The sequence below is a fragment of the uncultured Tateyamaria sp. genome (genome assembly GCF_947487805.1).
Classification (GTDB): Bacteria; Pseudomonadota; Alphaproteobacteria; order Rhodobacterales; family Rhodobacteraceae; genus Tateyamaria.
This window is the reverse complement of sequence record NZ_CANKXW010000005.1, coordinates 249,697-276,370: the sequence shown is the minus strand read 5'-3', so window position 1 is coordinate 276,370 and position 26,674 is coordinate 249,697. Positions and strand designations below refer to the sequence as shown.

Below are 26,674 nucleotides of genomic sequence, written 5' to 3'. Positions count from 1 at the left end.
TCACAGGATGTCTGGGGTGAGGTAGACCAAGGTCGGACCGTCTGCGCCAAATGCGGCGCGGACGGTTTCCTGCATCTCGGCCAGCGTTTTGGGCGCTGCCGCATGGGCACCAAAGGCCTCTGCCAACTTGCAGAAATCAGGGTTGTGCGCCACCACCGCATTGGGCGCGATCTGCGCACGGATCATGCTGTCCTCGATCTCGCCCAGCTTGGTGTTGTCCCACAGGATGATCGGCAGTGGCAGGCCCAGTTCCACCGCCACGCCCAATTCCGCCATCGTATAGTGAAACCCGTAATCCCCGATGATCGCCACCGTCGGCAATCCCTTGCGCGCGACAGCACCGCCGATGGCCGCAGGTGTGGCATAGCCCAGCGTGCCGAACCCTGTCGGGTGATGCCAGTGGCCGGGGCGGTCCATGTCCCAGACCTCCTTGGCGGTATAGGCCAGCTGCGTCATGTCCGAATAGATCATGGTGCCTTCCGGCAGGCAGGCACGCAGCGCATCACAGACGGGCACAATCCCCGGACGCTCCGCATCCACCTCGGCGCGCCAGCGGTCGCGATAGCCCGCAATAACATCCGCCGACCAGCCAGCTGCGGCCTCCCCGCTCAGATGCTCCGCCAAATAGGCAATCGCTTCGACCCCGTCCGTCAACAACCGCATGTCCTGCGGATGCGCGCGCGCCAGAACCTCGGGATCCGTGTTGATATGGATGGCTCCCGGACGGTGCCCCGGCTCTGCGCGCCACAGGTCCCCCTCGGACAGATCCGTGCCGATGAACAGGACACAATCGCTCGCCTCCAGCAGCTTGGCACTGTCGGGGCGCGCGAGCGTCGCGCCAAGCCGCAAGGGATAGTCCGCCGCCACAAGGCCGCGCCCGGCATAGGTCGTGAACGCCGCCGCCCGGCATGTCTCCAGCACCTCGGCAACGGCGCGCTCTAGTCCATCGACAGCCACACCCCCGCCAAAGACGATCAGCGGACGCGTCGCCGTCATCAAACGCTGCGCGACGCCGTCCAGTTGCGCGGGGTCGATGGGCAAACGCTCTGCACCTGCGCCTTCGGACCCACGCGGCACTGCAGGCGCCGCCTCCGCCTCCAGCTGTGCAATCGGCACCTGAATATGTTTGGGCCGTGCGCGGCGCGTCGAAAACTCCACCAACGCCCGGTCCACCAGCTGATAGGCCGCGGCGGCCGTGCGCGCCTCTTCGGACCAGTCGCACACGGTCCCTGCCGCCGCGCGCTGGTCCTTCATCTGGTGCAACTGCCCCCGTGTCGCCGCCACCTCGTCGAGGCAGGACGAAATCACCAGCATCGGCACGCTGTCGGAATAGGCTTGCCCCATCGGCGTCATGATGTTGCACACCCCCGGCCCGGTGATCACATAGGCCACCCCCGGCTTGCCCGTCGCGCGCGCATAGCCATCGGCCATGAACCCGGCCCCCTGTTCGTGCCGCGCCAGCACATGGGTGATCCCCGCCTCTTCGATCCCGCGGTACATTTCCTGATTGTGCACGCCCGGAATGCCGAAAATCGTATCGACCCCCCGATCCTTCAGCATGTGGGAAATTTGCGCGCCAAGGGGCCGGGTTTGCGACATCAGGCTCTCCAGAATTGCAGGGTAAAGATTACGTAGACGGCCATCAGCTCCAGCCGCCCGATCAGCATCGCCGCCGCCAGCAGCCATTTGGCGGTATCGTTGAGGCCCGCGAAGTTGCCCGCCGGGCCGATCTGATCGCCAAGGCCGGGGCCGATATTGGCCAGCGCGGTCGCCGCACCCGATACGGCGGTCACGAAATCCAGGCCCGTCATCGCCAGCGCAACCGCCAAAAGGCCCAGCGTGACGGTAAAGAACATGAAAAATGACATGACCGAGTTCAACACATCCTCGCCCACGGCCCGGCCTGCATAGCGGGGCGTGAAAATGCCGTGGGGGCTGCGCGTCTTTTGCAGCTGTGCGCGGATCGACGCAAAGAGCAGCTGATACCGGAACACCTTGATCGAACAGGCCGTAGACCCCGCACACCCCCCGATCAATCCGGTAAAAAACAGGACCGTGATCGCGAAACTGCCCCATTGCATGTAATCCGCATTGGCATAACCGGTGCCCGTCATCAGCGATACGGAGTTAAACAGCGCCGTGCGCACCGCAGGCTCACCCCACGCGCCGCTCTGCCACACGTTCCAGATGGCGATCAGCCCGACAATGATGCAGGCCGTGGCCAGAAACACGTGGATCTGCGTGTCCTGCAAGAGCGGCCGCGCCGTCCCGGCACTCAACTGCACGAATCGCACGAACGGCAAGGCGGCGAGGATCATGAAGGCCGTCGCCACATAAGATGCCGCCGGACCAAAGGCCGCGAAAGACGCATCATAATTGGCGAACCCGCCCGTGGCGATCGTCGTCATCGCATGTACGGTGGCATCGAAACTGCCCATCCCGGCGGTGATGTAACACAAGGTACAGATCAGGGTCAGCGTGACATAAATCACCGAAATCCGGCTCGCGATCTCGGTCGCGCGGGGCAGAATTTTTCCAAAGGTGTCAAAGGCTTCGGTGCGGAAAATCTGCATCCCCCCAACCCGCAATTCGGGCAGGAAGACCATGGCCACAACGATGATCCCGATCCCGCCCAGCCATTGTAGAATGCCGCGCCACAGCAACAGCCCCTTGGGCAATTCCTCCAGCCCCGAGAACACCGTGGACCCGGTGGTGGTCAGCCCGGACATCGCCTCGAAAAACGCGTCCACAAACCGTGCCTCAGTCGCGCCAAAAAAGAACGGCAGCGCGCCAAAGATCGGCAGCGCCAGCCACACGCCCGTGGTCAACAGGAACGTCTGCTGGATCGTCAGCCCTTCGCGCACGCCGTTGGCACAGCTCAGGGCGATGACACCGCCGGTCAGAATGGTGATCAGGGCGCTTTCTGCGAAAACGGGCCAATGCCCGCGCCCCTCGGCCAGATCGACCAAAAGCGGCAGCAGCATCGCAATGCCAAGAACGGCCACAAGCAGGCCGATCACATATCCAACGGGGCGCAGGTCAATCATCGCGCCCAGCGTTGAAGCCCTATTGCAAGGGTGTCAAGCCGACAGAGCGGGCAAGGCGTGGCACCCCGCGTCAGGCGAGGTGCCGGGGCACAGATCAGATGTGCATCAGGTCGCGAAACACATATGCCGGAATGTCCGCACGGCGCAGGTTCATCGCGTGCAGTTCTGCGTCTGTCTTGGCGTTCAGCGCGTCGATCCGGCGCATGCGGGCGTCCATTGCATAGGACACGGAAAGCGCACGGCTCACCGTTACGAAAAAGCTGGAAATGCCGTCCCAGATAGTGGACAGAACGGAAGTGTTGTTGTGTGTGATATAGGCCATCGGATACCTCGTGGGTCTAGAATTTCATGTCCTCCCGATGGCTCAAATATAGAATGCCGCAGCGCAGAATACCAATGCCCATCCTGCATGGCCGGGTTGCGGCAGACGGGTAAGCGCTTTGTTTACACTTGTTTATTGACCGCACCTGAACATGAAAAAGGCGCACCCGGCAGGCGCGCCCCTCATGCGTCATTCCATGGATGCTCAGCCCACGTGGAACAGTGTCGCGAACATCCTGGGATCAATGCTGTCGGTGGCGAATGTCTCGCCTTCGGTCAGGACGGACACCGCGTCATGGCTGTGCAGGCTTTCCTGATGGCTGGCCACCACGCGGAAATCGCCCACGCGCACATCCGCCAGCAGCTGTTCACAGAACAGACGCGCCGCATCCTCGACAAAGATCGGGTTGGCCGCGTTCAGCTCAGCAAAGGCCTGTTCATCCTCGCGCTTGACCATCACCTGCGTTTCGGTTGGCACTGCGCGGCGGCAAGCCTCGATCAGATCCTCGAACCACAGCACATCCGCATCGCCATCCAGCACCACGGACACCCGCGCCACCGACCGCTGCGAATGCGGCGTGGCCAGTTGCCCGCGCGTGGCACGTGCATGTTCGGACAGCTCCAGTGAGCACGGGCAGGTCGACGAATAGACATAGTCGAGGTGCATGATCTTCTTGCGCACACCCGCCTTTTCCACCAACTCCAGCGCGATGTCGTAATACTGGTATCCCGACAGGCCCGACCGCAGGCTCTCCACCTTCATCGGAAAGGAAAACCGCACCTGGATGCGCGCGTCAAAGCTTTCGAGATCGGCCTTGTAGTCGTCCAGCGCCGCCTCGATCACCTCAAAGCTGAAGGTCTCCTCGGCATGTTTGTAAAACGACCGCATGATCCGGGACATGTTGATGCCCTTCTTGTCGGCCTCAAGGCTGACGGTGCCGGTCACCGACGTCTCCAGCGTCAGCGCATCACCCGACCGGGTTTGCACCCGCAGCGGCAGGCGGAAGTTCGAGATGCCCACGTGCTGGATCTGCTGCTTGGCCCCGCGGATCAGGCTGGATGGCCCGTTCTGCAAATCGGGCAGCGTGTCCTTGTAAGCGCCGTCCACGACAAATTCGTCCGGATAGCTGCGCGCAAAGGACGGATAGTTCACGGCATCTCCGCCGGGCACCAGCCGCGCCACGGACGGGTCCAGCTCAAGAATTTCGGTTGTCGAGGCGGTTTTGGCCCAACGGCGCAGCACGTCCAGTGCGGCCTCGGCGTCATCGCGTTCGGGTATTGCGGTGATATCGGGCGTATGAATATTCATAAAGTAGCCCCCCTTTTTGTCTGCGTGTGATGAGTATGTAAGCCACCTCACCGCACTTTTCCAATATTGCTAACGTTTACGTGTAGAACTGCAACTTGGATGACAAATAGTTCACGCTGCTGACGGCCCGTGTCACCACGGGCCGTTTTGGCATTATACTGCCTTTTCCAATGCTTGCAGGACATCGGCCACCAGATCGTCGGCATCCTCGATGCCCACGGACATACGGACCAGTCCGGGCGTGATGCCCAGCACATCCTTCTGATCCTGCGGCAGTCTCTGATGCGTTGTCGTCGCCGGATGGGTCAGGATCGACTTGGCATCGCCCAGGTTGTTCGAGATCACCGGGATCGTCAGCGCATTGAGAAAGGCAAACGCCGCCGCCTGCCCGCCCGCGAGATCCAGCGACAGGACTGTGCCGCCCTTGCCGCCCATCTGGCGCGCGACCAGATCGTTCTGCGCGTGGCTCTCCAGTCCGGGATAGATCACCCGCGCCAAGGCGTCGTGCCCCTCCAGCGCCTGCGCCAGTTGCAACGCCCCGGCCGCCTGCGCGCGGACGCGCAACTCCATGGTCTCCAGACCCTTGAGCATCACCCAGGCCGTGAACGGCGACATCGACCCGCCGGTGTGTTTCATGTAGGGCTCGACCGTCTTGCGGATGAAATCGCGCGTGCCTAGGATGATGCCGCCCAGCGCGCGGCCCTGCCCGTCGATATGCTTGGTTGCGGAATAGATCACCACATCCGCCCCCTGCGCAATCGCGTCGGAAAAGACCGGCGTAGCAAACACGTTGTCCACCAGAACGGTGGCCCCCACCGCGTGGGCAAGGTCCGACACCGCCGCGATGTCGACAACTTCGAGCGTAGGGTTCGAGATACTCTCGAAAAACACCGCGCGCGTGCCCGGCGTGATCGCCGCGCGCCACTGGTCCAGATCGGTGCCGTCGACAAATTCCACCTCGACCCCATAGCGGGTCAACACCTCTTCGAGCACGTAAAGGCACGACCCAAAGAGCGCCCGCGACGACACAACCCGGTCGCCTGCCTTGAGCATCGAGGTCAGCGCACCTGACACTGCCGCCATGCCGGACGCGGTCGCAAACCCGTCCTCCGCCCCTTCGAGCAACGCAATACGTTCCTCGAACATCCGCACCGTCGGGTTGCCATAGCGGGCATAGATGAACTCGTCCTCGCCCGCCTGTTCGAACCGCTGTGCCGCGGCTTCGGCGCTGTCATAGACAAACCCCTGGGTAAGAAAAATCGCCTCGCTGACCTCGCCATATTGACTGCGGCGCGTGCCGCCATGAACCGCGCGGGTCCGCGCTTTCCAACTTTCGGACATCATAGTCTCCGTCACGGGCCTGAAATGGGGTCAGGCCACAAAAAACCCCCAGACGCGGGTCAAGCGAAAGGGGGGCTTTCATCCTGACCTTTTAGCGGAATTTTCCGACGCACCGCCGAGGGGCAGCAGCCGGTGTGGCCCGCAATCCGGTAACAAATCGCCACGCGTCATGGGATACGCAGGAAGGTGTTGCGCGTCAACACCGTCACGGTGCTGTAACTTTAAATTCATCCACGCGTCATATGCCTCACCCATATGGGCCCCACGAGATGTGGTAGGAGGTGGTGCAATGCCGATCCTGAGACTGAATGCAGGGCCCGAGGGGCTCCGCCTGCATGGCTCGCCCGCTTCGGCCCGGTCCGCCATCGCGACCGCCGCCAGCGGCCAGGGGCCGATCATCATTATGGTGCACGGTTTCAAATACGACCCCGACACGGTGCGCTTTTCCCCGCATACCTCGATATTCGCTCATGCCCGCCACCCCGACCGCGCGGGGTGTGTCCAGTGGCTGCGGCACCTGGGCTTTGGCGCGGGCCACCCGGACGAAGGGCTGGCCATCGCCTTTGGCTGGCGCGCACGCGGCAATCTGTGGCGCGCGCTGCGGTCAGCGCGTGCGGCGGGGCGGCACCTCGCAGGCGTGATCCAAGATCTGCGCACCCGCGCGCCCCTCCGCCCGATCCACGTCATCACCCACTCCATGGGATCCGAGGTCATCTTCGAGGCGCTGCACCGCCTGCCTGCGCAAAGCGTTGACCGCATCATCACGCTGACCGGCGCCTCCTTTGCCAGTCGCGCGTACGACGCGATGACCACACCCGCGGGGTCCACCGCCACGCTGCTCAACATCACCAGCCGGGAAAACGACCTCTTCGACCTGATCTTTGAACGGCTGATGCCCGCGCCCCGCCGTGGCGACCGTGCCATGGGCTACGGGCTGTCCCTATCCCACGCCGTCAACATCCAGATCGATTGCCCCCGCACGCTCAGCCTGCTGCGCGGGTTCGGCGGCCATATCGCGCCACCGCAAGCGCGCGTGTGCCACTGGTCCGGCTATACCCGTCCCGGCGTGATGCAGTTCTATGCCCGCGCCCTGCGCGATCCGGCATCCGTGCCCCTGGACGCGCTGCAACAGGTGCTGCCCCGACGGGCCGCGCCCCGCTGGTCACGTATCTTTGCACGCCCCAACCGCCCCCTGCCCTTGCCCGCCGCGCACAAAACGGCATCATGATCCCCTACACACAAGGGGACCCACATGATCGACCTGTATTTCTGGCCCACGCCCAATGGCTGGAAAATCTCAATCGCGCTCGAGGAATTCGGCCTGCCTTATACCACCCATCTGGTGGACATCGGCGCAGGCGACCAGTTCAAACCCGACTTTCTGAAAATCGCGCCAAATAACCGGATGCCTGCCATCATCGACGCGGACGGCCCGGACGGCGCGCCCATATCCCTCTTTGAAAGCGGCGCAATCCTGCAATACCTCGCCCGCAAGACCGGCAAATTCGGCGGCGCCACGGAACGCGACCGCATCGCGGTGGATCAATGGCTGATGTGGCAGATGGGCGGCGTGGGGCCGATGGCCGGGCAAACGCACCATTTCCTGAAATACGCGCCCCAGATGGGCCACGACATCCCTTACGCCAAGGACCGCTACCGGGGCGAGACATCGCGTCTTTATGGCGTGCTCGACCGGCAACTGGCTGACAATGAATACGTGGCGGGTGACTACTCCATCGCCGATATGGCGATCTGGCCCTGGGCCTCGCTGTGGGAAGGGCAGGAACAGACGCTCGACGACAAACCGCACCTCGCGCGCTGGCTCGACGCCGTGGGCAACCGACCCGCAGTTCAGGCCGGTCGCGCCCTGCACGCCGACCGCCGAAAGACCACCCACGACAAGGACAGCCAGGACCGCCTGTTCAAGCAAAAGGGGTAATTCGTTCACAAATGCAGATATCGGGATGTAACGTCCCGAAAAACGCTTTGAGATCATCCCGTTCCGGTACAAATTCTGCGCCGGGACGGAGACAAATCATGCTGAACGACTTGGTGCCAGCCGAAACCATTGTGCTGCTGGCCGGCATCGCCTTTACACTGGCCTACCTGATCATCAATCAGGTGGTGCTGCGGCTGATCATCCTTGTGGGGACGGCGCTTTATATCTGGTATTACTGGGTTGTGGCCGACGCACCGCTGTGGACCGCAATCTATACGTCCGTCGCGATGGGCACCGCCAACCTGATCGGTCTGGGCAGCCTGTTCTGGCGTCAGTCGAAACTGGCCGTACCCCATCAACACCGCGATATCTATACGCAATTCAGCAGCCTGCCGCCCGGCGATTTCCGCGATCTGGTCACCTGCGCGCGCCGCTATACCCTGGCGGATGACGCCGACATCACCACCGAAGGCGCGCCCGTCGAAAACCTCTTTTACGTGATCTCGGGCCAGATCAAGATCGAAAAACGCGGCGAAACGTTTCCCATGCCCGCAGGTGTCTTTGTGGGCGAAGTCGCGTATCTGTCGCGCCAACCCAGTGCCGCCAGCACACGCCTCAGCGCAGGGGCCGAAGTGCTGGAATGGAACGTCGCCGCCCTGCGCCGCCAGGCCGCGCGCAAATCGCGGTTCAAACTGGCGCTCGAGGCGATGATTTCGCGCGATCTGGCGGTCAAGGTCGCCTTTGCCGTGGCCCCCCGTCAGGACGGCTGGCGCAACGAGGTCGCCCGCGCCCGCGGGTCCTAGGCGTCCTCGTCTTCCTCGTCTTCCTCGTCTTCCTCGATCAGATAACCCTGAAGCGCGCTGAACTGCAAAAACAGGAAAACGACCAGCGCAATCGGAAAGCCGAATGTCTCGATCTTGAACCATGTATCGGTGGACATGGTGCGCCAGACGATCTCATTGGCCACCGCAAGCCCCGCAAACATCAGGCACAGCCGCCGGGTCAGGATCATCCAGCCTTCGTCCTCCATCGGCATCGTGTCCTTGAGAACAAAAGCCAGCCAGCTTTGCCCGCGCAACAGGCCGATCCCAAGCAAAAGCGCAAACATGCCATAGACGATCGACGTCTTCATCTTGAAGAACCGCTCGTCGTTGAACCACGCGGTCAGCGCGCCGAAAAAGACGATCATGAAGGCCGTGAAAACCTGCATCCGACTCAGCTTGCCGGTCAGCGCCGACAGGACCGCCATCGCGATCAGCATGATCGGCACAAAAACCAGCGTGGCCACGATGAACCCGGAATATTCCGTGCCACCCATCACATAGGTGTTGTCGCGGATGCGCAGGTAGATCAGGAAAAAGACCAGCGGCGGGCCCAGTTCCAGTACTTGTTTGAGGATCGGGTTAATGTCGCGTGCGTTGCTCATGGCTGCCCCTTATCCGCCCATCTCGACGATCACCGCGCCCAGCGCGATCAAGGCCATCAGGGCAATTCTGCGCGGTCCTACCGTTTCTTTGAGCACCAGCCAACCGATAATGGCGGCAAAGACGGTCGAGGTCTCGCGCAGGACCGCCGCCTCGCCCACCTTGTCCAGTCGCGTGGCCAGCATGATCGCGCCAAAAGACAGCGGCGCCACGATCCCGCCTGCCAGCCCGCGCAGCATCAACGGCCCGATGGCGGGCCGGTCCTGCATCCGTCGCCAGCGCAGGTAGGCAATGGGCGGCATGCCCAGCCCGTCGATCAGGAAAAACCACGCCAGAAAGGTGAACGGGTCGGCCGTGGCGCGGATGCCGTATGCGTCGTAGGTCGTGTAGGCCGCCACAAACAGACCGGTCAGAACCGCGAGCCCCAGCGCCATCTTGAGCGTGTCACGTTCGGTCTCGAGATAGCGCAGGTTATAGACGGCAAGCCCAAAGATCCCCGACAACAGCACCGCCACGCCCAGCCATTGCACCCCGGTGAACGTCTCGGAAAACAGGAAATAGGCGCCGATCACCGCAAAGAGCGGCCCGGTGCCGCGCACCACCGGGTAGACCACCGTATAGGCCCCCTTGGAATAGGCCCAGGCTTGCAGGATTTTGTACCCCATGTGGATCAGGAACACGACGGCAAAGATCGGCCACATATGCGGTTCGGGCCAGGGCACAACGAACAGCGCAAAGGGCAGCGCCATCGTCCCATAAGAGATGTCCACCGCGCCGCGGGTCAGCCAAGGATCGTGCCGCCCCTTTTGCAGCGCGCCGAACACCGCGTGCAGAAACGCGGCCATGATCGCAAGGCCCAGCGCGACGGAATGGCCGGTTTCTGTGCCTTCAATGCTGATCAGCCACTCGGTCATTCAGCATCTGTCCCCGCGGGGACAGCTGGAACCCGTTGAAATCGCGCGCTATTCATTTTCAAGACCGGTGAGTGCGGCAGCAAATTCCTCAGGATCAAAGGGCGACAGGTCGTCGATCTGTTCACCCACGCCAATGGCGTGGATCGGCAGGCCGAACTTATCGGCCAGCGCCACCAGCACGCCGCCCTTGGCGGTGCCGTCCAGCTTGGTCATCACGAGGCCCGACACGTCCGACACTTCCTGAAACACCTTGACCTGATTGAGCGCGTTCTGACCCGTCGTCGCATCCAGCACCAGCAGTGTGTTGTGCGGCGCGCTTTCGTCCTTCTTGCGGATGACGCGGACGATCTTGGCCAGCTCTTCCATCAGGTCGCCGCGATTTTGCAACCGGCCCGCGGTGTCGATCATCAAGAGGTCAGCGCCCTCGGCCTGCGCGCGGCTCATCGCCTCGAAGGCGAGGCTGGCGGGGTCCGACCCCTCTGGCGCGGTCAGCACGGGCACGCCCGCCCGGTCGCCCCAGACCTGCAACTGTTCGACGGCTGCAGCCCGGAAGGTGTCACCGGCGGCGATCACCACGGATTTACCCGCCGCGCGGAACTGGCTGGCCAGCTTGCCGATTGTCGTCGTCTTGCCCGACCCGTTCACGCCCACGACCAGCACCACCTGAGGCGTCTGCGGATAGAGCGGCAGGGGCTTGGCCACGGGCTCCATGATGCGGGCAATTTCCTGCGCCATCAGTTCCTTGATCTCGCGCACCGACAGCTTCCTGCCCATGCGACCCTCGGCCATGTTGGCGGTGACGCGCAGGGCTGTGTCGACGCCCATGTCGGCGGCGATCAGCAGCTCTTCGAGCTGTTCGAGCATGTCGTCATCGAGCGTGCGTCGCATGACGGGGGCCGCATCCCGGCGCCCCAGAAGCCGCCCCAAAAGACCGCGCGATGGTTGCTCCGGCGCGGGGTCTTCGTCCAGCAGGGATCCGGTGTCCAATGCGGCGGGCATAGGGGCCGGTTCGGGGTCGACCGCGTCGGGCACGTCCTCGACCGCCGCGGCGGGGTCCTGCATTTCGACGTCGACGGGGCGCGGCTCTGGCTCTGGCTCTGGCTCTGGCTCTGGCTCTGGCTCTGGCTCTGGCTCTGGCTCTGGCTCTGGCTCTGGCTCTGGAAGAATTTCCTCTGCCGCCACAGCGGGCAAGTCCGGGGCCTCCGGCACCGCGGCCTGCACAGGAGCCTGCACTGGGGCTGTCACCTCTTCGGCGCTCTCTTCGACACCGCCATCCTCGACAATCGCTTCCAACCCTTCATCGATCTTGGACGAGGATTTGAACAACCGGTTCTTGAGCTTTTTGAAAAACGCCATTGCGCCTCCGGAGGTTGGGCCTTGGGTCTAGGTACTGATGCCTTGCCCGATGGGCAACCCGTCGCTAGCGTGTCGCGCATTGCAACAAAGAATTTTAAAATGTCTTCTCAGTCTTCGAAAACACAGTGGCGGGCGCTGTCCCAGACACGCGACATGGGCAGTGCGACCCTGTTTGACCAGCCATGGGGCGCGCATGAACCGGGGGCGCTGCAACGGGCGCTGATTGCTCTGACGCAGAACACGGTGCTGCAACGCGGGGCCGCGCGGGCGATGATGGCGCGGCGGATCCTGAGCTTGGGGCGGCCGCTGGATATCCGGTTTCGCGGCTGTGCCTACCGGATCGAAGGGCGCAACAACCTGATCGAGACCGGGCTGCTGACGCGGCCCAGCTATAACGCGCAGGAGATCGAGTTTCTGTCGGAAGCCGTGCGGGATGGCGGGGTGGCGGTGGATATCGGGTGCAATATCGGCCTGTATGCCTTGCCGCTGGCGCAGGCAGCGGGGCCCGGCGGGCAGGTCGTGGCCATAGATGCCAATGCGGACATGATTGCACGGTTGGAATTCAACGCGCAGGCCAGCGATCTAGGGAATGTGCACGCCGTCCACCGCGCCGTGGGGGGAGAGACCGCGCGGGTCGATCTACAAATCCGGCAGGACGATGTGGCGATTGTCAGCGTCGCCGCCAGCGACGATGGCCGTGTGCAGATGCAGCCCTTGCTGGACATTCTGGCGCAGGCAGATGTGACGCGGATCGATGCGCTCAAGATCGATATCGAAGGACACGAAGACGCGGCCCTTGTCCCGTTCCTGCAACAGTCGTCCGCAGATCTGCGGCCCACGCGCATCGTGATCGAACGCATGGGACCGGACGGCGACTATCCCGGATGCGTGGCGGAGTTCGCGCGGCTGGGTTACCGGCTGGTCGGACGCACGCGCAACAACTCCTTGTATGCGCTGGATTAAACTTCGTCCGCGAAGTGCTGCATCACCAGTTTGATCGGGTTGGGTGCGGCCTGCCCCAGCCCGCAGATCGACGCGTCGGTCATCGCGGTGCAAAGTTCGGTCAGCAGACCCTGATCCCAGCTGTCCGCCTGCATCAGTTTTACCGCTTTTTCACAACCCACCCTGCAAGGTGTGCATTGGCCGCAGCTTTCGTCCTCGAAGAACCGCAGCATGTTGAGGGCGGCGTCGCGGGCGCGGTCGTGATCGGACAGGACAACCACCGCCGCAGATCCGATGAAGGTGCCGTGCGGTTGCAGCGTGTCGAAATCAAGCGGAACATCGTGCATGGACGCGGGCAGCAGGCCCGAGGACGGGCCGCCCGGTTGGTAGGCCTTGAACACGTGTCCGTCGGCCATGCCCCCGGCGGCCTCGATGATGTCGGTGATGGTCGAGCCTGCGGGCAGCAGGTAGACGCCCGGTTGCGCCACGCGCCCCGAGACGGAGTAGCTGCGCAGGCCTTTGCGGCCATTCTTTTCGGTGCTGTTCAGCACCTCTGGCCCCTCGCGGCAGATGCGCGCGATCCAGTGCAGGGTTTCGACATTGTGGACCAGCGTGGGCTGATTGAAGATGCCGACCTGCGCCACATAAGGTGGCCGGTGGCGGGGCATGCCGCGCTTGCCCTCGATGCTTTCGATCATCGCGGATTCTTCGCCGCAGATATAGGCACCGGCCCCGCGGCGCAGATCGATATAGCCCGGGGCCACGACGCCTGCGTCTTCCAATGCCTTGATTTCACGCGCCAAAATCTCGAGCACGGCGGGGTATTCGTCGCGCATGTAGATAAAGGCGGTGTCAGCCTCGACCGCCCATGCGGCGATCAGCATCCCCTCGAGGAAAAGGTGCGGGGTGCGTTCGAGGTAGTAGCGGTCCTTGAAAGTGCCGGGCTCGCCCTCGTCGCCGTTGACGGCCAGATAGCGCGGGCCGGGGTTGCCACGGACAAAGCCCCACTTGGTCCCCGAGGGGAAGCCCGCGCCACCCAGACCGCGCAGGCCGCTTTCCTTGATCTGCGCCTGGATGTCTTCCCATTTGCCGCTGTCGCGCAGGGATTTGAGCGTCTCGTAACCACCCGCCGCAGCGTAGGCGTCGTAGGTTTCGTAGTCGGGTACGTGGGCGTGGGTGTCACCGGCGGCGATGGCCGCCTGCACCTTTTCGGGCGTGGCGTTGTCGATGTGGTTGTGGCCCAGTTCCAGCACGGGGGCGGTGTCGCAACGGCCCATGCAGGGCGCGCGCACCACGCGGACCTGTGATGCATCCAGCCCGTCCTCAAGTGCTGCCTTGAGCTGCTGTGCGCCGGCCAGTTCGCAGCTGAGCGAGTCGCAGACACGGATGGTCAGCGCGGGGGGCGGTGTCTCTCCCTCCTTGACCACGTCGAAATGGGCATAGAAGGTCGCGACCTCGTAGACCTCGGCCATGCTGAGGCGCATTTCCTCGGCCAATGCGCGCATGTGAGCCGCAGAAAGGTGGCCGTGGGCGTCCTGAACAAGATGCAGGAATTCGATCAGCAGATCGCGGCGGCGGGGGCGGTCCCCCAGAAGGGCGCGGATGTCGTCCCAGGCCTCATCCTCGAGCGCGCGGCCCTTGGGGCGCACCCGCCCCTTGCCCTTGCCGGACTTCCAGACACCTTTGCCTTTTTCCGCTTGATCCAGTGCCATGCCACGCTCCCTCGGTCGGATTTGGGGCGACACTAACAGCGGGGCCCGCGCGCAATCAGCCCAAAAGCGACCCGTCAGCGCGCAAATCACGCGCCGATCCACATCGCCGTGACGCCGATCGGGAACGCGCAGGAGGTTAAGACGGGATGCACGGGGCTGTGCTACACCCACGCGACTGAAATTTCGGAGTGATTCTGTGTGATGCCTGCCCTGCTGCCTTTTGCCGTGGCGACATTGGGGCCTGCCGGTCTGTTGCTCGCCGCCTGTTTCATGGGCGGGGTGTGGGCCGTGGCGGGGATTGTCCTGATGACCGTGGTGGTGTTTCTGGCCGACCGGATGCCCGGCCCGTCGCAAAGGCCTGAGGCCGCGGGGCACAGGTTGTCCGAGCTGTTGGGGGTCGTGCATTTCGTGCTGCTGGGCACGGCGGTCTGGGCCATGGGCGGGCCGCTCGCTGTGCTGGACAAAGTGCTGATCGTGGTGGGATGCGGGCTCTATTTCGGGCAGATCTCGAACTCCAACGCGCATGAGCTGATCCACAGGGCGGACCGCTGGGCGTTCCGGTTGGGGGCTGCGAATTACATCAGCGTCCTTTTCGGCCATCACACCAGCGCGCACCGGCTGGTGCACCATGTGCATGCCGCGACACCGCAGGATCCGGCGACGGCGCGCAGGGGCGAAGGGTTCTGGGCCTATCTGCCGCGCACGTGGATCGGCAGTTTCCGCGCAGGCCTGCGGGCCGAACGCCATCGGCGCGGCGGGGTGCGCTGGCCCGCGCCTTATGTGGCCTATACAGGCGGCGCGGTGTTGAGCCTTGGGGTGGCCTATGCGCTGGCTGGGCGCGCAGGCGTGCTGGGGCTGGTGGGGATCGCGGTCTATGCGCAGATCCAGCTGATGCTGTCGGATTACGTGCAGCATTACGGGTTGGAACGCGACGCACGAGCCGGTGGCGGCTATGACCCGATGGGTCCGGCCCATTCGTGGAACGCGCCGCATTGGTGTTCGGCGGCCATGATGTTGAACGCGCCGCGCCATTCCGCACACCACACACGGCCCGCGCGCGCCTTTCCGCAGCTGGATCTGGACGCGGAGACCATGCCGATGCTGCCCCATTCGCTGCCTGTGATGGCGGTGATCGCGCTGGTGCCGCCGGTCTGGAAACGGATGATGGCCCCCCGCGTGGCACAGTGGCGGGTTGCTGCCTGATCACGGGCTTGCGGGTGGTGCATGGGCGCGGTGCGTGGCAGAGTGCGGACATGTATTTGCGATATGCCGTTGCCCTTTTCGCCCTGATTGGCACGCCATTGGCCGCAGAGCCGATGACCGCCGCCCAATTCGAAGCCTATGTCACGGGGAAGACGCTGTTTTATGGCCGTGGCGGCACGGCCTACGGAGCGGAGGAATACCGTGAGAACCGGCGCGTGACGTGGTCGTTTCTGGATGGTGAGTGCAAGGACGGGTATTGGTACAACGAGGGGCGCAACATCTGTTTCGTCTATGAGGACCGGCCCGATGATCCGCAATGCTGGAGCTTTGAGAAAAGCGGTGGCGGTCTGATCGCGACATTCGAGAACGACCCGGCCACCACCACGCTTTATGAGGCGCAGGACGTGGGCGAGGAGATGGTGTGCCTTGGCCCCAAGGTCGGCGTGTGACGGCCCTAGAAGAGTGAGCCCTGTTCCGGCGGTTTGGCGGGCTTGCCGCCCTTGCGCGCGGGCGTGGCGGTGCCGCCCAGACGGAAGCGACCGTCGGCAAATTCGATGTCCAGCGCACCCGCCTGTTCGGCCTGTACCTTGGTGGTGACGATGTCGCCCGTGCCGCCGCGCACCACCGCATATCCACGCGCCAGCGTGGCCTTGTAGCCCAGCGTTTCGCGCAGCCGGTCCATGGCGATGAGGCGCTGCGACAGACGGTCGATCTGTTGCGTGCCTGCGCGGTGCAGCCGGGCCACGATGCTGTCGAGCCTGTCGCGCGCGCGCTGTGCATCTGTGCCCAGCACGCGGGGGGCCAGCCGTGCGGCGCGGGCGGTGAACGCGTCACGCTTGACCTGCGCCACACGCGCCAGTGCGGGCGACAGGCGCGCACCAAGTCCCTGAACCCGCTGCTGTTCCGCGCGCATCTGACGGCCCAGAAGGCTGGGCCGCAGGCTGCCTGCGACGTCCGAGAGGCGCACCCGCCGCCCCTGCACCCCGGTCATCAATGCAGGGCCCAGCCGGTCCGCCGCCCGGTCGAGCCGCTGGCGCGGACCGTCCAGCAGGGCGTCGGCGCGCGGCAACGCCCGGCCCAGATCGCGCAGCCGTTGCGACCGGCGCTGCAACCCGCCGCTGATGCTGCCCGTCATGCGCGCGCCCGCCTGTTCGACCCAGGCCAGCAATTCGTGCCGTACGGGCACCGCGATTTCAGCCGCGGCAGTGGGTGTCGGCGCGCGCTGATCCGAGACGAAGTCGATCAGCGTCGTGTCGGTCTCGTGGCCCACCGCCGAGATCAGCGGGATGTCCGAGGCGGCTGCCGCGCGGGCCACCACCTCTTCGTTGAAGCCCCATAGGTCCTCGACCGAGCCGCCGCCACGGGCGACGATGATGAGGTCGGGCCGTGGCATCGCCCCGCCAGGCGTCAGCGCGTTGAACCCCGCGATGGCCTGGGCCACCTGCGGCGCGCAGGCCGCCCCCTGCACTGCCACGGGCCAGATCATCACCTTGCGCGGAAAGCGGTCGCGCAGCCGGTGCAGGATGTCGCGGATCACCGCGCCCTGTGGCGAGGTCACGACGCCGATCACCTCGGGCAGGTATGGCAGGGGTTTCTTGCGCGCCGGGTCGAACAGCCCCTCGGCGGCAAGCGCCTTTTTGCGTTTTTCCAGCAGCGCCATCAGCGCCCCCTCGCCCGCAATCGCGATCCGCTGCGCGTTGAGCGAGAATTTCGACTGGAAGCCGCTGGCGGTCATGCGCCCTTCGGCCACGACTTCCATCCCCTCTTCGGGCATGGTGCCAAGTTCGGGCACCTGCCCTTTCCACGTCATGCAGGACAGCACGTTGCGGTCATCCTTGAGGTCGAAATAGAGATGCCCGGAGCGTGCGAGCACCACGCGCCCCACCTCGCCCTTGATCCGGACCCAGCCCAGTTCGCCCTCGATCAGGCGTTTGACCTTGCCCGCGATCTCGGAAACGGAGAATTCCGGTGTGTTCGAGCCGGGGATCGGATCGTCGAGAAGGTCCATAGCGCGTCCTTGTGCAAGGCTGGCGCTCAGCTTAGAACGCGAGCCAGCAAAGGCCAAGGAGCAGCGCGCATGAATATCCTGATCTTGGGCGGTGGGGGCCGCGAACATTCGTTGGCCTGGGCCGTGTTGCAGAACCCCAAATGCGACCGTCTGATCGTGGCGCCGGGTAATGCGGGCATTGCCGCGATTGCCGATTGCGCAACGCTGGACACCGAGGATGGTGCCGCAGTGGCGACTTTCGTGGACGAAGAGGCGATTGATTTCGTGATCGTCGGCCCGGAGGCGCCGCTGGCCGCAGGCGTCGCCGACCGGTTGCGCGACGCGGGCGTTCTGGTCTTTGGCCCCAGCCAGGCGGCGGCCCAGTTGGAGGCGTCCAAGGCCTTTACCAAGCAGATCTGCGATGCCGCGGGCGCGCCCACGGCCGCCTATGGCCATTTCACCGATGCCGCAGCTGCCAAGGCCTATGTCACCGCGCAGGGCGCACCGATCGTGGTCAAGGCTGACGGTCTGGCGGCAGGCAAGGGCGTGATCATTGCCGAGACGGTTGAGGCCGCCCATGCGGCCATTGACGACATGTTCGGCGGGGCCTTTGGCGGCGCGGGCGCCGAGGTGGTGATCGAGGAGTTCATGCAGGGCGAAGAGGCCTCGTTCTTTGTGCTGTGTGACGGTGCGGATGTGCTGCCCATCGGCACCGCGCAGGACCACAAGCGCGTGGGCGAAGGCGACACCGGCCCCAACACGGGCGGCATGGGGGCCTATTCTCCGGCGCCGGTGTTGACCGATGCCATTGCCGAACGCGCGCTGGCCGAGATCATCCGCCCCACCATGGCCGAGATGGCCGCGCGCGGCATGCCCTATCAGGGTGTGCTCTATGCCGGGCTGATGATCGAAAACGGCGCGCCGCGTCTGGTGGAATACAACGTGCGTTTTGGCGATCCGGAGTGTCAGGTTCTGATGATGCGTCTGGGTGCGCAGGCGCTGGACCTGATGCAGGCCGCCGCCGAGGGGCGTTTGCGGGACGCGCAGGTCAACTGGGCCGATGATCACGCGATCACGGTGGTGATGGCCGCCAATGGCTATCCGGGCTCTTATGAAAAAGGCAGCGTGATCAAGGGGCTGGACACCCTGCCCGAAACCAGCAGCCAGATGGTGTTTCACGCAGGCACCAGCCTGCGCGATGGACAGATTACGTCGTCTGGGGGCCGTGTGCTGAACGTGACCGCGCGCGGCACCACGCTGGCGCAGGCGGCGGCGCAGGCCTACGGGATGATCGACGGCATTGATTTTGCGGACGGGTTCTGCCGCCGCGACATCGGCTGGCGCGCCTTGGGCGACTAGGCGCGCGCGCTCACTCGGCGCAGGTCATCGCGCGGGCAAAGGCGGGGCGGCTTGTGTCCTGCTCGATATAGGTGCGGTCAAAAGCGTCCCCGTCCCAGGTGATCGCGACCAGATCGCTCCAGTTGCCGGTGGCGAGGATCATTTCGGGCGTGCCGTTGCAGGTGCGGATGCCGCCAGCGATGTCCGGCTCGCCGATGCGGTGGTTGGTCAGCCCCGCAAGGGCCGCAACCTCGACCAACGTGTCGCCGCGCACCTGTGCGATGCGCAGTTCCTTGGCCAGATGGGGCCGGTCGATCCACATGACCTCCACCGTGCCATCCCCGTCCAGATCGGCAGCGCCCAGAGGCGCATACCAGCGGTTCTGCTGGCCGATGAACGGGCCGGTGATGGCGCGAATGCCGTCGGCGTTCACGTCGAGGATCATCAGACGCGCACCACGGCCGCGTTCACTGTTGACCACAAGAACTTCGGGTAACGGGTCGGTGTCCAACGCGATGACGCGCGGGGCGACATCCTCGAAAATCCCGTCCTCAAGCCGCATGACCAGCGCAGGCGCGCCGCCGGTATAGGCGGGATTGGCGGACGGGCCCCAATCGAGGGTCAGGTTGGCCCATTCGGGCGTGTTGCCCAGAATGTCATGGCCATAGCGTTGCGCAGGGGGCGGGTCGGCCCGAAAACAGGCCTGCGCCAACACAGCCCCGTCACCGGGCGTGCACGCTTCCTGCGCCAGCGCGACTGTCGGGGCCGCGCCCAGCAGCGCCAGCCACAGGCACAGAGGGTGCAACGCGCCGCGGGCTTGACCGCGCCAGCGGCGCAACAGCAGACGCGGCGCCCCCTTGGGCATCAGATCTGCTTTTCGGGCATGTGCACGACCAGACCGTCCAGCGCATCGGTCACTTTCAACTGGCAGGTCAGCCGCGACCGGGTCTCGTCCGGCTCGTAGGCGAAATCCAGCATATCGGTTTCCATGTCATCCTTGGCGGGCAGCTTCTCGACCCAGGCCGCATCCACATAGACGTGGCAGGTCGAACAGGCGCAGGCCCCGCCACAGTCCGCTTCGATGCCCGGAATGTTGTTGTCGCGCGCGCCTTCCATCACGGTCAGGCCGGTCGCCACGTCCACCACATGTTCTGTGCCGCCGTGTTCGATATAGGTGATCTTGGCCATGTCTCAGCCCCCCTTGTTCCTTGGTTTCGCACGGTTCTACCCGGCCCGTTTTCGCCCCGCCAGCCCCTTTTGCGACACAGCCGCTTTTCACTTGCGACAGATCGCATATGTTCTATCTTTGTTCTTATGCAGGTCCTCACCGCCCCCACCGCAAAACCCCGCCAGGCCTGGCCGCGTCCGCCGGCCTGCCTGCGGGCCTGCGACTTGGGCGCGCCACCCGTGAATGCACGCGTCGCCGTGGCCGGTCTGGTGATCCTGCGCCAGCGTCCCGGCACGGCCAAGGGCGTCATCTTCATCACGCTGGAGGATGAAACCGGCGTCGTGAACATCATTGTCTGGCGCCACATCTACGAACGGTTTCGCCGCGCCGTTGTGGCCGGGCGCATGTTGCGGGTGACCGGGCGGATGCAGCGGGCCCACAATGTCACCCATGTTCTGGCCGAAGACATCGAGGACATCTCGCCCCTGCTGGATCAGCTGCTGGCCCAGGGCACCGGGCGCGCCGTGGCCGCAGAGGCACGCACCGACACATGGGACAGCCGCAGCGCCCGCTGAGGACTAGGCAGATCGGGCGCCCCCGGCTATGATGCCACAAAAGCCCAGTCAGAGGCCCGAGCATGACACGTCACATTCTTACCTCCGCCGCAGTTGTGGCGGCGCTTGCCCTGTCGGGCTGTGCCCCCAACGGTGTGGTCACCTCCAACGCCAATATCGACCCGATTTCGCTGGCCACGGCCCCGCCCGGCGCGGCGCCCGGCACCTGCTGGGGCAAGACGGTCACCCCCGCCGTGGTCCAGACCGTGACCCGCAAGGTGCTGCTCCAGCCCGCACAGATCAGCAGCGATGGCCGCGTGCAGGCCGCCCCGATCTACAAGAGCGAAGATCAGCAACAGGTGATCGAGCCGCGGCGCGAGAACTGGTACGAGGTGATCTGCGCCGACGCCCTCACCCCAGACTTCCTGTCCTCGGTCCAGCGCGCGCTTGAGGCGCGCGGGCACTATTCCGGCCCGATCACCGGCGCGCTGGATCCGCGCACCCGCGCGGCCGTACGCCGCTATCAGGCCGCCGAAGGCATCAACAGCAGCACCCTGTCCATCGCCGCCGCCCGCAAGCTGGGGCTGGTCGCGGTGCCGCAGGCACCTGCCGCGACACTCTGACCGCGGCGTCACGCTGGTAGGAACGAAAAAGGGCGCCCCGAAAGGCGCCCTTTGTTCCTGTCAGACCGTGGTTTACTCGCCCAGGCTGAGCGCCACGAAACGCGGATCACCGGCGCGGCGCACCAGAAGCAGCAGCGACTTGCGCCCGGCCTCTTTCACTTCGCCCAACCGGGTTTCGAAATCCGAGATCGTGGTGACCTTTTGCTGGCCCGCCTCGGTGATCACGTCACCGGCGCGCAGGCCTTTTTCATAGGCTTCGGTCGTCTCATCGACCGACACCACGGCGAGGCCCTGTTGGTCCTGCGCCACGCCCAACTGCTCGCGCAGCTCGTCCGTGAGGCTGCTGAGGGTCAGGCCCAGCACATCCTTTGTCTCCGGCTCGTCCGGTGTGTCGGGCGCGGGTGCGGCGGCAGGCACCGCACCTTCGGCCTCTTCGCGGCGGCCCAGCGTCACGCGCAGGGTCACCGTATCACCATCGCGGAACACCACGACGCGCACCGTCTCGCCCACAGGGCTGTTGCCCACCTGGCGCACGAGGCCACGGGTGTCGGCCACGTCCACGCCGGCAAAGCTGAGGATGACGTCGCCGTCCTGCATGCCTGCGTCCTTGGCCGGGCCGTCGGGCACGGATGTCACCAGCGCGCCTGCGACCTCTTCGAGGCCGATGGCCTCTGCGATATCATCGGTCACGTCCTGGATACGCACACCCAGCCAGCCGCGGCGGGTTTCGCCGAATTCCTGCAACTGGTCGACCACGCGGGTGACCACGTTGGAGGCCATGGAAAAGCCGATGCCGATCGAGCCGCCATTGGGCGACAGGATCGCGGTGTTCACGCCGATCACCTCGCCGTCCATGTTGAACAGCGGGCCGCCGGAGTTGCCGCGGTTAATGGCAGCGTCGGTCTGGATGTAGTCGTCATAGGTACCCGACAACGCGCGGTTGCGGGCCGATACGATGCCTGCAGAGACAGAGAACCCCTGCCCCAGCGGGTTGCCCATCGCCACCACCCAGTCGCCCACACGGGCCTCGTCGCTGTTGCCAAAGGGCACGTGCGGCAGGGGGCCGTCCGCTTCGACCTTGAGCAGGGCGATGTCGGTGTTGGGATCGGTGCCGATCAGTTCGGCCTGCAATTCGTCACCGTTGAAGAATTCGATCAGGATCTCGTCGGCACCCTCGATCACGTGGTTGTTGGTGACGATGAACCCGTCCTCGGAAATCACAAAGCCGGAGCCCAGCGCCGAGGACCGGCGGGGGCGGTCGCCCTGGCCGTTGCGGTCCTGGAATTCACGGAAAAAGTCTTCGAAGGGGGAGCCTTCGGGCACAATGCCCTGCGGGCCGGTCCGGCCTTCGACAACGGTGGAGGTAGTGATATTCACCACCGACGGGCTGATCTGTTCGGCGAGGGGCGCGAGGCTTTCGGGTCGCGCATTGGCCATCAGGGTTTGCACCAGCACAAAGGCCAGCGCCAGCGCGCCCATCATCAGGGCGCGGATCGCATTCACATCTGAAATCTGTCTCGAAAGGGCAATTGCCTGTCGCTGCATCAGGTCTCTCCTGGATCGTCTTTGGCCATTCCGGCCATTTTGCACACACTCATGCGCGATTGCGCACAGCGTGCATGTAGGGTTGCATCCTTGCAACATTAAAGATGGTTTTCCGCACGCAGCTTTCAACACCGCGTTACCATTCCGTGAACAGGGCGCGATCAGAGGCCAATGAAGAAGGCCAGCCACAGGCAAATCAGGCCTGACACCAGCACCAGCGCGCCAAACTGGCGGCGCACGGCCTCGGGCATGCTGCGCAGCACTTCGAGCACACGTTCGATAAGCGAAGGGGCCAGCACATAGGCCAGCCCCTCCACAACCATCACCAATCCGAGGGCCAACAGGACCCACGCCATGGATCAGTCTCCTTCTGCGCTGCGCGTGCCCTGATCGGAGCGCAGGTAGTTGAAGAACTCGCTGTCCGGCGACATCACCATGGTCGAATTGTCGCCTTGCAGCGCGCGTTCATAAGCGGTGAGCGACCGGTAGAATTCAAAGAATTCCGGGTCCGCGCCGAAGGCTTCGGCAAAAATCGCGTTGCGGCGGGCATCGGCTTCACCACGAATGATTTCAGCCTGCCGTTCGCTGTCGGATACCAGTTCGACCACGGTACGGTCGGCCTGCGCACGGACACGCTGCGCGGCTTCGTTACCACGGGCGCGCTCGTCCGTCGCCTCGCGTTCACGTTCGGCGCGCATCCGCTCAAAGGTCGCGTCGAGGTTTTCAGCCGGCAGATCGGTGCGCTTCAGGCGGACGTCGATGATTTCGACGCCCAGCGCGCGCGCCTGCGGGATGGACGAATTGCGGATGCGCAGCATAAGCGCCGCCCGATCCGAACTAAGGATGTCATTGGAGGACACTGAACCCAGCACTTCGCGCGTTTCAGAACGCAGGATCGAGTCCAGCCTGTCTTCGGCGAATGCAATGCCACCCGAGCCAACAGCCTGACGGAACTGGTTAACATCGACAATGCGATACCGCGCAAAAGCGTCCACGACGAGGCGGCGGTCGTCCAGAGGTGTAACTTCCAGAGGGTCGATATCACGGCTCAGGATACGGTCATCATAGCGGACGACTTCCTGGATAAGCGGTATCTTGAACGCCAGTCCGGGATCTTCCTTGACCGCGACGACGCGCCCGAATTGCAGCACCAGCGCCTTTTCACGTTCGTCCACGATAAAGATAGACGACAGGCCCACGGCTGCGAGGATTACAATAATCGGCAAGAGATAGGTCGTGCGAGACATCAGTTTGTCCCTCCCGTGCTGCGACGCAATTCGTTAAGCGGCAGGTAGGGCACGACACCCTGCCCCCCGCCGCCGGAAGTGGATTCGTCCAGAATGATCTTGTCCATCTGGCCAAGCACCTTCTCCATAGTTTCAAGATACAGGCGCTTGCGAGTCACATCGGGTGCCTTGCTGTATTCTTCGAGGACGGCAGAAAACCGCGATGCCTCACCTTCGGCCTGGTTGACCTGCTGGGCGCGATAGCCTTCGGCCTCTTCCAGAAGCTGTGCAGATTGACCACGCGCTTCGGCGAGTACGCGGTTAGCATAGGCATCGGCCACGTTTTGCAGGCGGTCGCGTTCCTGTTCGGCGGCCTGAACGTCACGGAAAGCATCGATAACCTCGACCGGCGGGTCGGCCTTGTCGAAGTTGACGCGGATCACGTTGACGCCGCTGTCATAGCTGTCGAGCGTCGACTGGATCAGATCCTGCAAACGGTCGCCGATCACACCACGGTCGCGGTTCAGGATCGGAGCCAGATCGGACTGGGCGATGATTTCGCGCATGGCCGATTCAGATACGGCGCGGATCGTGGGGCGCGGGTCGCGTAGATTGAACAGGAATTTGGCAGGATCGTTGATGTTCCACTGAACCTGAAAATCGATGTCGACGATGTTTTCATCGCCAGTCAGCATCAGACCCGCTTCGGACCCTCCACGGCCTACCCCGATTTCCTCGGTGCGTTCGGTGGTGACCGGGATCACCTCTGCGGTGATGACAGGCCACGGCGCAAAGTTCAGGCCCGGCTCGCCGATGCTGTTGAACTCGCCCAGAAACAGCTCGACCGAGCGTTCCTCGGGACGGACCGTGTAGAAGGACGAAAAGAGCCATAGGCCCACCGCCGCCGCGATACCCAGAAGCGCCGTGCCGCGTGTCAGGAACGGACCACCGCCACCGCCGGATCCACGACCACCACCGGTGTTACCACCGCCGCGACCGCCCATCAGGACGCGCAGTTGTTCCTGGCCCTTTTTGACCAGTTCGTCGATTTCGGGGATCTGCGGACCGTCGTCGCCGGGACGTCGCCCGCCATTGCCACGATCAGGGTCACGCGGGCCGTTGCCGCGCCCACCGTCGCCACCAGAATTTCCGCCACCCCCCCAGGGGCCGCCTGTATTGCCAGCCATATGGTGTATGTCTCCTCTTGTCGCGCAGCCGTTGCCACGCCTTGGCCCATTACCTGTGATTTTTTATCGGAAATTCAAGCAGTACGCATGGGCGTCTTCATGGTTACAATTTCTTCCGACATGGTCGGGTGCACGGCAACCGTCCGGTCGAAATCTTCTTTGGTAGCGCCCATCTTGATCGCGATGCCCGCCAGTTGGATCATCTCGCCCGCATCCGGTGCGACGATGTGACAACCCAGTACGACGCGGGTGGCCTTGCTGACCACCAGTTTCATCAGCACGCGGCTGCTTTGACCGGCAAAGGCCGATTTCATGGGGCGGAAGGAGGTGCAGTAGATCTCGACCTCCTCCTTTTCGCGCGCGGCTTCTTCGCTCAGGCCGATGGTGCCCATTTCGGGTTGGGTAAAGATCGCCGAGGGGATCAGCTCGTGATCGACGGCGGTGGGATTGTCCTTGAACGCGGTTTCGACAAAGGCCATGCCTTCTCGGATGGCGACGGGCGTCAGGTTCACACGGTTGGTCACGTCGCCGATGGCATAGACGCTGTCCAGGGCCGTTTTGGAGTATTCGTCCACCACGATCTCGCCCCGGCGGCCGATCTCGATGCCCAGATCCTCGAGGCCCAGATCGCGGCTGTTGGGATCGCGGCCCGTGGCAAAAAGCACGAGGTCGAACTCGCGTGGTTCGCCGGATGTCGGTTTGACCCAGACGGGCCCCTTGGCATCTTCGTCTTCCTGCACGAGGGCAGCGGATTGTTCCGCTGTGGCACCCATCGCCGCGTCCGACGCGGTGCCGGTAGCGCCCAGGCGTTCGGCGCTGGCGGGGGCCATTTCGACGATATTGGTGCCGGTCTTGAGGTCGATGCCCTGTTCACGCATCGATTCCGCGATCAGGCCGCGCGCCTCGTCGTCAAAGCCGCGCAGGATCTGGGCTCCACGATAGTATTGCGTCACCTCCACCCCGAGGCCGTTGAAGATGCAGGCGAATTCGCAGGCAATATAGCCGCCGCCGACAATCAGGATCGATTTCGGCAGGGTTTGCAGATGGAAGATGTCGTCGCTGACGATGCCGAGGCCCGCATTGGGCATGTCGGGCCGCACGGGGTGGCCGCCAGTGGCGATCAGGATGGTCTTGGCTGTGCGGGTTTCGCCGTTCGACATCTCGACCGTGTGGGCATCGCGCAGGCGGGCGCGCGCGTCGAACGTATCGACGCCCGAATTCTTGAGCAGCGACCGGTAGATCCCCTCGAGCCGGTCCAGTTCGGTGTTCAGATGTCCGCGAAAGGTGGGCCAATCAAACGTGCCGTCGTTGATCTGCCAGCCATAACCGCGCGCCATCTCGGGCATGTGGGAAAATTCAGAGGCGAAGACCATCAGCTTTTTGGGCACACAGCCCCGGATCACGCAGGTGCCGCCATAGCGGTCCTCTTCGGCGAGCGCCACGCGGGCGCCCGTGTCCGATGCCGCAACGCGCGCGGCACGCACGCCGCCCGACCCGCCGCCGATTACAAACAGGTCATAGTCATAGTCTGCCATTTT

General features: G+C 64.2%; 26 protein-coding genes. 9 read left to right on the top strand and 17 right to left on the bottom strand.

Annotated features, from left to right (window positions below; genetic code table 11):
- The 5 genes from Q0949_RS14295 to metZ all read right to left on the bottom strand — a co-directional run bounded on the left by Q0949_RS14295 (position 1) and on the right by metZ (position 6,018).
- On the bottom strand, positions 1–1,599 hold the full coding sequence (locus tag Q0949_RS14295) for a thiamine pyrophosphate-binding protein (protein ID WP_299373522.1): 1,599 nt from the start codon (positions 1,597–1,599) through the stop codon (positions 1–3).
- On the bottom strand, positions 1,599–3,047 hold the full coding sequence (locus tag Q0949_RS14290; protein WP_299373519.1) for a TrkH family potassium uptake protein: 1,449 nt from the start codon (positions 3,045–3,047) through the stop codon (positions 1,599–1,601). The genes Q0949_RS14295 and Q0949_RS14290 overlap by 1 nt, the downstream gene beginning before the upstream one ends.
- A gap of 94 nt (positions 3,048–3,141) precedes the next feature.
- Positions 3,142–3,369, bottom strand: a complete 228-nt coding sequence (locus tag Q0949_RS14285) for a hypothetical protein (RefSeq protein WP_299373516.1) — start codon at positions 3,367–3,369, stop codon at positions 3,142–3,144.
- A 204-nt stretch (positions 3,370–3,573) separates the two neighbouring features.
- Positions 3,574–4,677: a GTP cyclohydrolase FolE2 gene (folE2, locus tag Q0949_RS14280; RefSeq protein ID WP_299373514.1), complete on the bottom strand. Its 1,104-nt coding sequence runs from the start codon at positions 4,675–4,677 to the stop codon at positions 3,574–3,576.
- 153 nt (positions 4,678–4,830) lie between these two features.
- The gene (gene metZ, locus Q0949_RS14275) at positions 4,831–6,018 is read right to left on the bottom strand and encodes an O-succinylhomoserine sulfhydrylase (protein ID WP_299373511.1); all 1,188 of its coding nucleotides are present in this window, start codon (positions 6,016–6,018) and stop codon (positions 4,831–4,833) included.
- 289 nt (positions 6,019–6,307) lie between these two features.
- Here metZ and Q0949_RS14270 point away from each other — a divergent pair, with 289 nt between their 5' ends.
- The 3 genes from Q0949_RS14270 to Q0949_RS14260 all read left to right on the top strand — a co-directional run bounded on the left by Q0949_RS14270 (position 6,308) and on the right by Q0949_RS14260 (position 8,760).
- Complete coding sequence (locus Q0949_RS14270; protein ID WP_299373508.1) at positions 6,308–7,246, top strand: alpha/beta hydrolase; 939 nt, start codon at positions 6,308–6,310, stop codon at positions 7,244–7,246.
- Between the two features lie 24 nt (positions 7,247–7,270).
- Positions 7,271–7,957, top strand: coding sequence for a glutathione S-transferase N-terminal domain-containing protein (locus Q0949_RS14265; protein WP_299373505.1), 687 nt, complete (start codon positions 7,271–7,273; stop codon positions 7,955–7,957).
- Positions 7,958–8,055: 98 nt separating this feature from the next.
- Positions 8,056–8,760 (top strand): cyclic nucleotide-binding domain-containing protein, encoded by a 705-nt coding sequence (locus tag Q0949_RS14260; RefSeq protein WP_299373503.1) that lies wholly within the window; start codon positions 8,056–8,058, stop codon positions 8,758–8,760.
- On the opposite strand, the gene Q0949_RS14255 is transcribed toward Q0949_RS14260, so the two are convergent.
- From Q0949_RS14255 to ftsY, 3 genes are read right to left on the bottom strand one after another with little or no spacing between them, the layout of a single operon-like run.
- A complete protein-coding gene (locus tag Q0949_RS14255; RefSeq protein WP_299373500.1) occupies positions 8,757–9,383 on the bottom strand; it encodes an inner membrane-spanning protein YciB in 627 nt (208 codons plus the stop codon). The two genes, Q0949_RS14260 and Q0949_RS14255, sit on opposite strands and share 4 nt — an antisense overlap.
- A gap of 9 nt (positions 9,384–9,392) precedes the next feature.
- Positions 9,393–10,295 carry an EamA family transporter gene (locus Q0949_RS14250; protein ID WP_299373498.1) on the bottom strand — a complete coding sequence of 301 codons (903 nt, stop codon included), beginning with the start codon at positions 10,293–10,295 and terminating at the stop codon, positions 9,393–9,395.
- Between the two features lie 48 nt (positions 10,296–10,343).
- A complete protein-coding gene (ftsY, locus tag Q0949_RS14245) occupies positions 10,344–11,651 on the bottom strand; it encodes a signal recognition particle-docking protein FtsY (RefSeq protein WP_299373495.1) in 1,308 nt (435 codons plus the stop codon).
- Positions 11,652–11,750: 99 nt separating this feature from the next.
- Here ftsY and Q0949_RS14240 point away from each other — a divergent pair, with 99 nt between their 5' ends.
- On the top strand, positions 11,751–12,614 hold the full coding sequence (locus tag Q0949_RS14240; RefSeq protein ID WP_299373492.1) for an FkbM family methyltransferase: 864 nt from the start codon (positions 11,751–11,753) through the stop codon (positions 12,612–12,614).
- Here Q0949_RS14240 and Q0949_RS14235 read toward each other — a convergent pair.
- Entirely contained in the window at positions 12,611–14,305 is a 1,695-nt protein-coding gene (locus Q0949_RS14235; protein ID WP_299373489.1) for an NAD(P)H-dependent oxidoreductase subunit E, read from the bottom strand. The genes Q0949_RS14240 and Q0949_RS14235 overlap by 4 nt on opposite strands.
- Before the next feature lie 201 nt (positions 14,306–14,506).
- On the opposite strand from Q0949_RS14235, the gene Q0949_RS14230 reads away from it, so the two are divergent.
- Together Q0949_RS14230 and Q0949_RS14225 are read left to right on the top strand one after the other, a co-directional pair.
- Entirely contained in the window at positions 14,507–15,508 is a 1,002-nt protein-coding gene (locus tag Q0949_RS14230; protein WP_299373486.1) for an alkane 1-monooxygenase, read from the top strand.
- A 50-nt stretch (positions 15,509–15,558) separates the two neighbouring features.
- A complete protein-coding gene (locus Q0949_RS14225) occupies positions 15,559–15,957 on the top strand; it encodes a hypothetical protein (RefSeq protein WP_299373484.1) in 399 nt (132 codons plus the stop codon).
- A gap of 5 nt (positions 15,958–15,962) precedes the next feature.
- On the opposite strand, the gene xseA is transcribed toward Q0949_RS14225, so the two are convergent.
- Positions 15,963–17,516, bottom strand: a complete 1,554-nt coding sequence (xseA, locus tag Q0949_RS14220; protein WP_299373481.1) for an exodeoxyribonuclease VII large subunit — start codon at positions 17,514–17,516, stop codon at positions 15,963–15,965.
- Positions 17,517–17,585: 69 nt separating this feature from the next.
- On the opposite strand from xseA, the gene purD reads away from it, so the two are divergent.
- Positions 17,586–18,854 carry a phosphoribosylamine--glycine ligase gene (gene purD / locus Q0949_RS14215; protein ID WP_299373478.1) on the top strand — a complete coding sequence of 423 codons (1,269 nt, stop codon included), beginning with the start codon at positions 17,586–17,588 and terminating at the stop codon, positions 18,852–18,854.
- Positions 18,855–18,864: 10 nt separating this feature from the next.
- Here purD and Q0949_RS14210 read toward each other — a convergent pair whose 3' ends face one another.
- Both Q0949_RS14210 and Q0949_RS14205 read right to left on the bottom strand, forming a co-directional pair.
- Positions 18,865–19,698: a VCBS repeat-containing protein gene (locus tag Q0949_RS14210; RefSeq protein ID WP_299373475.1), complete on the bottom strand. Its 834-nt coding sequence runs from the start codon at positions 19,696–19,698 to the stop codon at positions 18,865–18,867.
- Positions 19,698–20,021 carry a 2Fe-2S iron-sulfur cluster-binding protein gene (locus Q0949_RS14205; RefSeq protein WP_299373472.1) on the bottom strand — a complete coding sequence of 108 codons (324 nt, stop codon included), beginning with the start codon at positions 20,019–20,021 and terminating at the stop codon, positions 19,698–19,700. Before Q0949_RS14205 ends, Q0949_RS14210 begins: the two co-directional genes overlap by 1 nt.
- A gap of 126 nt (positions 20,022–20,147) precedes the next feature.
- On the opposite strand from Q0949_RS14205, the gene Q0949_RS14200 reads away from it, so the two are divergent.
- Positions 20,148–20,576 carry an OB-fold nucleic acid binding domain-containing protein gene (locus Q0949_RS14200; protein WP_299373469.1) on the top strand — a complete coding sequence of 143 codons (429 nt, stop codon included), beginning with the start codon at positions 20,148–20,150 and terminating at the stop codon, positions 20,574–20,576.
- A 62-nt stretch (positions 20,577–20,638) separates the two neighbouring features.
- Entirely contained in the window at positions 20,639–21,178 is a 540-nt protein-coding gene (locus tag Q0949_RS14195) for a peptidoglycan-binding domain-containing protein (protein WP_299373465.1), read from the top strand.
- A 72-nt stretch (positions 21,179–21,250) separates the two neighbouring features.
- Here Q0949_RS14195 and Q0949_RS14190 read toward each other — a convergent pair whose 3' ends face one another.
- From Q0949_RS14190 to Q0949_RS14170, 5 genes are all read right to left on the bottom strand, one after another.
- Positions 21,251–22,723, bottom strand: a complete 1,473-nt coding sequence (locus Q0949_RS14190; RefSeq protein WP_299373462.1) for a Do family serine endopeptidase — start codon at positions 22,721–22,723, stop codon at positions 21,251–21,253.
- Positions 22,724–22,884: 161 nt separating this feature from the next.
- Positions 22,885–23,079: a DUF2065 domain-containing protein gene (locus Q0949_RS14185; RefSeq protein ID WP_299373459.1), complete on the bottom strand. Its 195-nt coding sequence runs from the start codon at positions 23,077–23,079 to the stop codon at positions 22,885–22,887.
- A gap of 3 nt (positions 23,080–23,082) precedes the next feature.
- The gene (gene hflC, locus Q0949_RS14180) at positions 23,083–23,970 is read right to left on the bottom strand and encodes a protease modulator HflC (RefSeq protein WP_299373452.1); all 888 of its coding nucleotides are present in this window, start codon (positions 23,968–23,970) and stop codon (positions 23,083–23,085) included.
- A complete protein-coding gene (gene hflK / locus Q0949_RS14175) occupies positions 23,970–25,136 on the bottom strand; it encodes an FtsH protease activity modulator HflK (protein ID WP_299373449.1) in 1,167 nt (388 codons plus the stop codon). Before hflK ends, hflC begins: the two co-directional genes overlap by 1 nt.
- Positions 25,137–25,210: 74 nt before the next feature.
- A complete protein-coding gene (locus Q0949_RS14170) occupies positions 25,211–26,671 on the bottom strand; it encodes an FAD-dependent oxidoreductase (protein WP_299373446.1) in 1,461 nt (486 codons plus the stop codon).
- Positions 26,672–26,674 lie beyond the last annotated feature (3 nt).

Coding starts and splice junctions, on each gene's coding strand:
- Q0949_RS14295 (WP_299373522.1), bottom strand. CDS start 1,599: ATGTCGCAAACCCGGCCCCTTGGCGCGCAAATTTCCCACATGCTGAAG.
- Q0949_RS14290 (WP_299373519.1), bottom strand. CDS start 3,047: ATGATTGACCTGCGCCCCGTTGGATATGTGATCGGCCTGCTTGTGGCC.
- Q0949_RS14285 (WP_299373516.1), bottom strand. CDS start 3,369: ATGGCCTATATCACACACAACAACACTTCCGTTCTGTCCACTATCTGG.
- folE2 (WP_299373514.1), bottom strand. CDS start 4,677: ATGAATATTCATACGCCCGATATCACCGCAATACCCGAACGCGATGAC.
- metZ (WP_299373511.1), bottom strand. CDS start 6,018: ATGTCCGAAAGTTGGAAAGCGCGGACCCGCGCGGTTCATGGCGGCACG.
- Q0949_RS14270 (WP_299373508.1), top strand. CDS start 6,308: ATGCCGATCCTGAGACTGAATGCAGGGCCCGAGGGGCTCCGCCTGCAT.
- Q0949_RS14265 (WP_299373505.1), top strand. CDS start 7,271: ATGATCGACCTGTATTTCTGGCCCACGCCCAATGGCTGGAAAATCTCA.
- Q0949_RS14260 (WP_299373503.1), top strand. CDS start 8,056: ATGCTGAACGACTTGGTGCCAGCCGAAACCATTGTGCTGCTGGCCGGC.
- Q0949_RS14255 (WP_299373500.1), bottom strand. CDS start 9,383: ATGAGCAACGCACGCGACATTAACCCGATCCTCAAACAAGTACTGGAA.
- Q0949_RS14250 (WP_299373498.1), bottom strand. CDS start 10,295: ATGACCGAGTGGCTGATCAGCATTGAAGGCACAGAAACCGGCCATTCC.
- ftsY (WP_299373495.1), bottom strand. CDS start 11,651: ATGGCGTTTTTCAAAAAGCTCAAGAACCGGTTGTTCAAATCCTCGTCC.
- Q0949_RS14240 (WP_299373492.1), top strand. CDS start 11,751: ATGTCTTCTCAGTCTTCGAAAACACAGTGGCGGGCGCTGTCCCAGACA.
- Q0949_RS14235 (WP_299373489.1), bottom strand. CDS start 14,305: ATGGCACTGGATCAAGCGGAAAAAGGCAAAGGTGTCTGGAAGTCCGGC.
- Q0949_RS14230 (WP_299373486.1), top strand. CDS start 14,507: ATGCCTGCCCTGCTGCCTTTTGCCGTGGCGACATTGGGGCCTGCCGGT.
- Q0949_RS14225 (WP_299373484.1), top strand. CDS start 15,559: ATGTATTTGCGATATGCCGTTGCCCTTTTCGCCCTGATTGGCACGCCA.
- xseA (WP_299373481.1), bottom strand. CDS start 17,516: ATGGACCTTCTCGACGATCCGATCCCCGGCTCGAACACACCGGAATTC.
- purD (WP_299373478.1), top strand. CDS start 17,586: ATGAATATCCTGATCTTGGGCGGTGGGGGCCGCGAACATTCGTTGGCC.
- Q0949_RS14210 (WP_299373475.1), bottom strand. CDS start 19,698: ATGCCCAAGGGGGCGCCGCGTCTGCTGTTGCGCCGCTGGCGCGGTCAA.
- Q0949_RS14205 (WP_299373472.1), bottom strand. CDS start 20,021: ATGGCCAAGATCACCTATATCGAACACGGCGGCACAGAACATGTGGTG.
- Q0949_RS14200 (WP_299373469.1), top strand. CDS start 20,148: ATGCAGGTCCTCACCGCCCCCACCGCAAAACCCCGCCAGGCCTGGCCG.
- Q0949_RS14195 (WP_299373465.1), top strand. CDS start 20,639: ATGACACGTCACATTCTTACCTCCGCCGCAGTTGTGGCGGCGCTTGCC.
- Q0949_RS14190 (WP_299373462.1), bottom strand. CDS start 22,723: ATGCAGCGACAGGCAATTGCCCTTTCGAGACAGATTTCAGATGTGAAT.
- Q0949_RS14185 (WP_299373459.1), bottom strand. CDS start 23,079: ATGGCGTGGGTCCTGTTGGCCCTCGGATTGGTGATGGTTGTGGAGGGG.
- hflC (WP_299373452.1), bottom strand. CDS start 23,970: ATGTCTCGCACGACCTATCTCTTGCCGATTATTGTAATCCTCGCAGCC.
- hflK (WP_299373449.1), bottom strand. CDS start 25,136: ATGGCTGGCAATACAGGCGGCCCCTGGGGGGGTGGCGGAAATTCTGGT.
- Q0949_RS14170 (WP_299373446.1), bottom strand. CDS start 26,671: ATGGCAGACTATGACTATGACCTGTTTGTAATCGGCGGCGGGTCGGGC.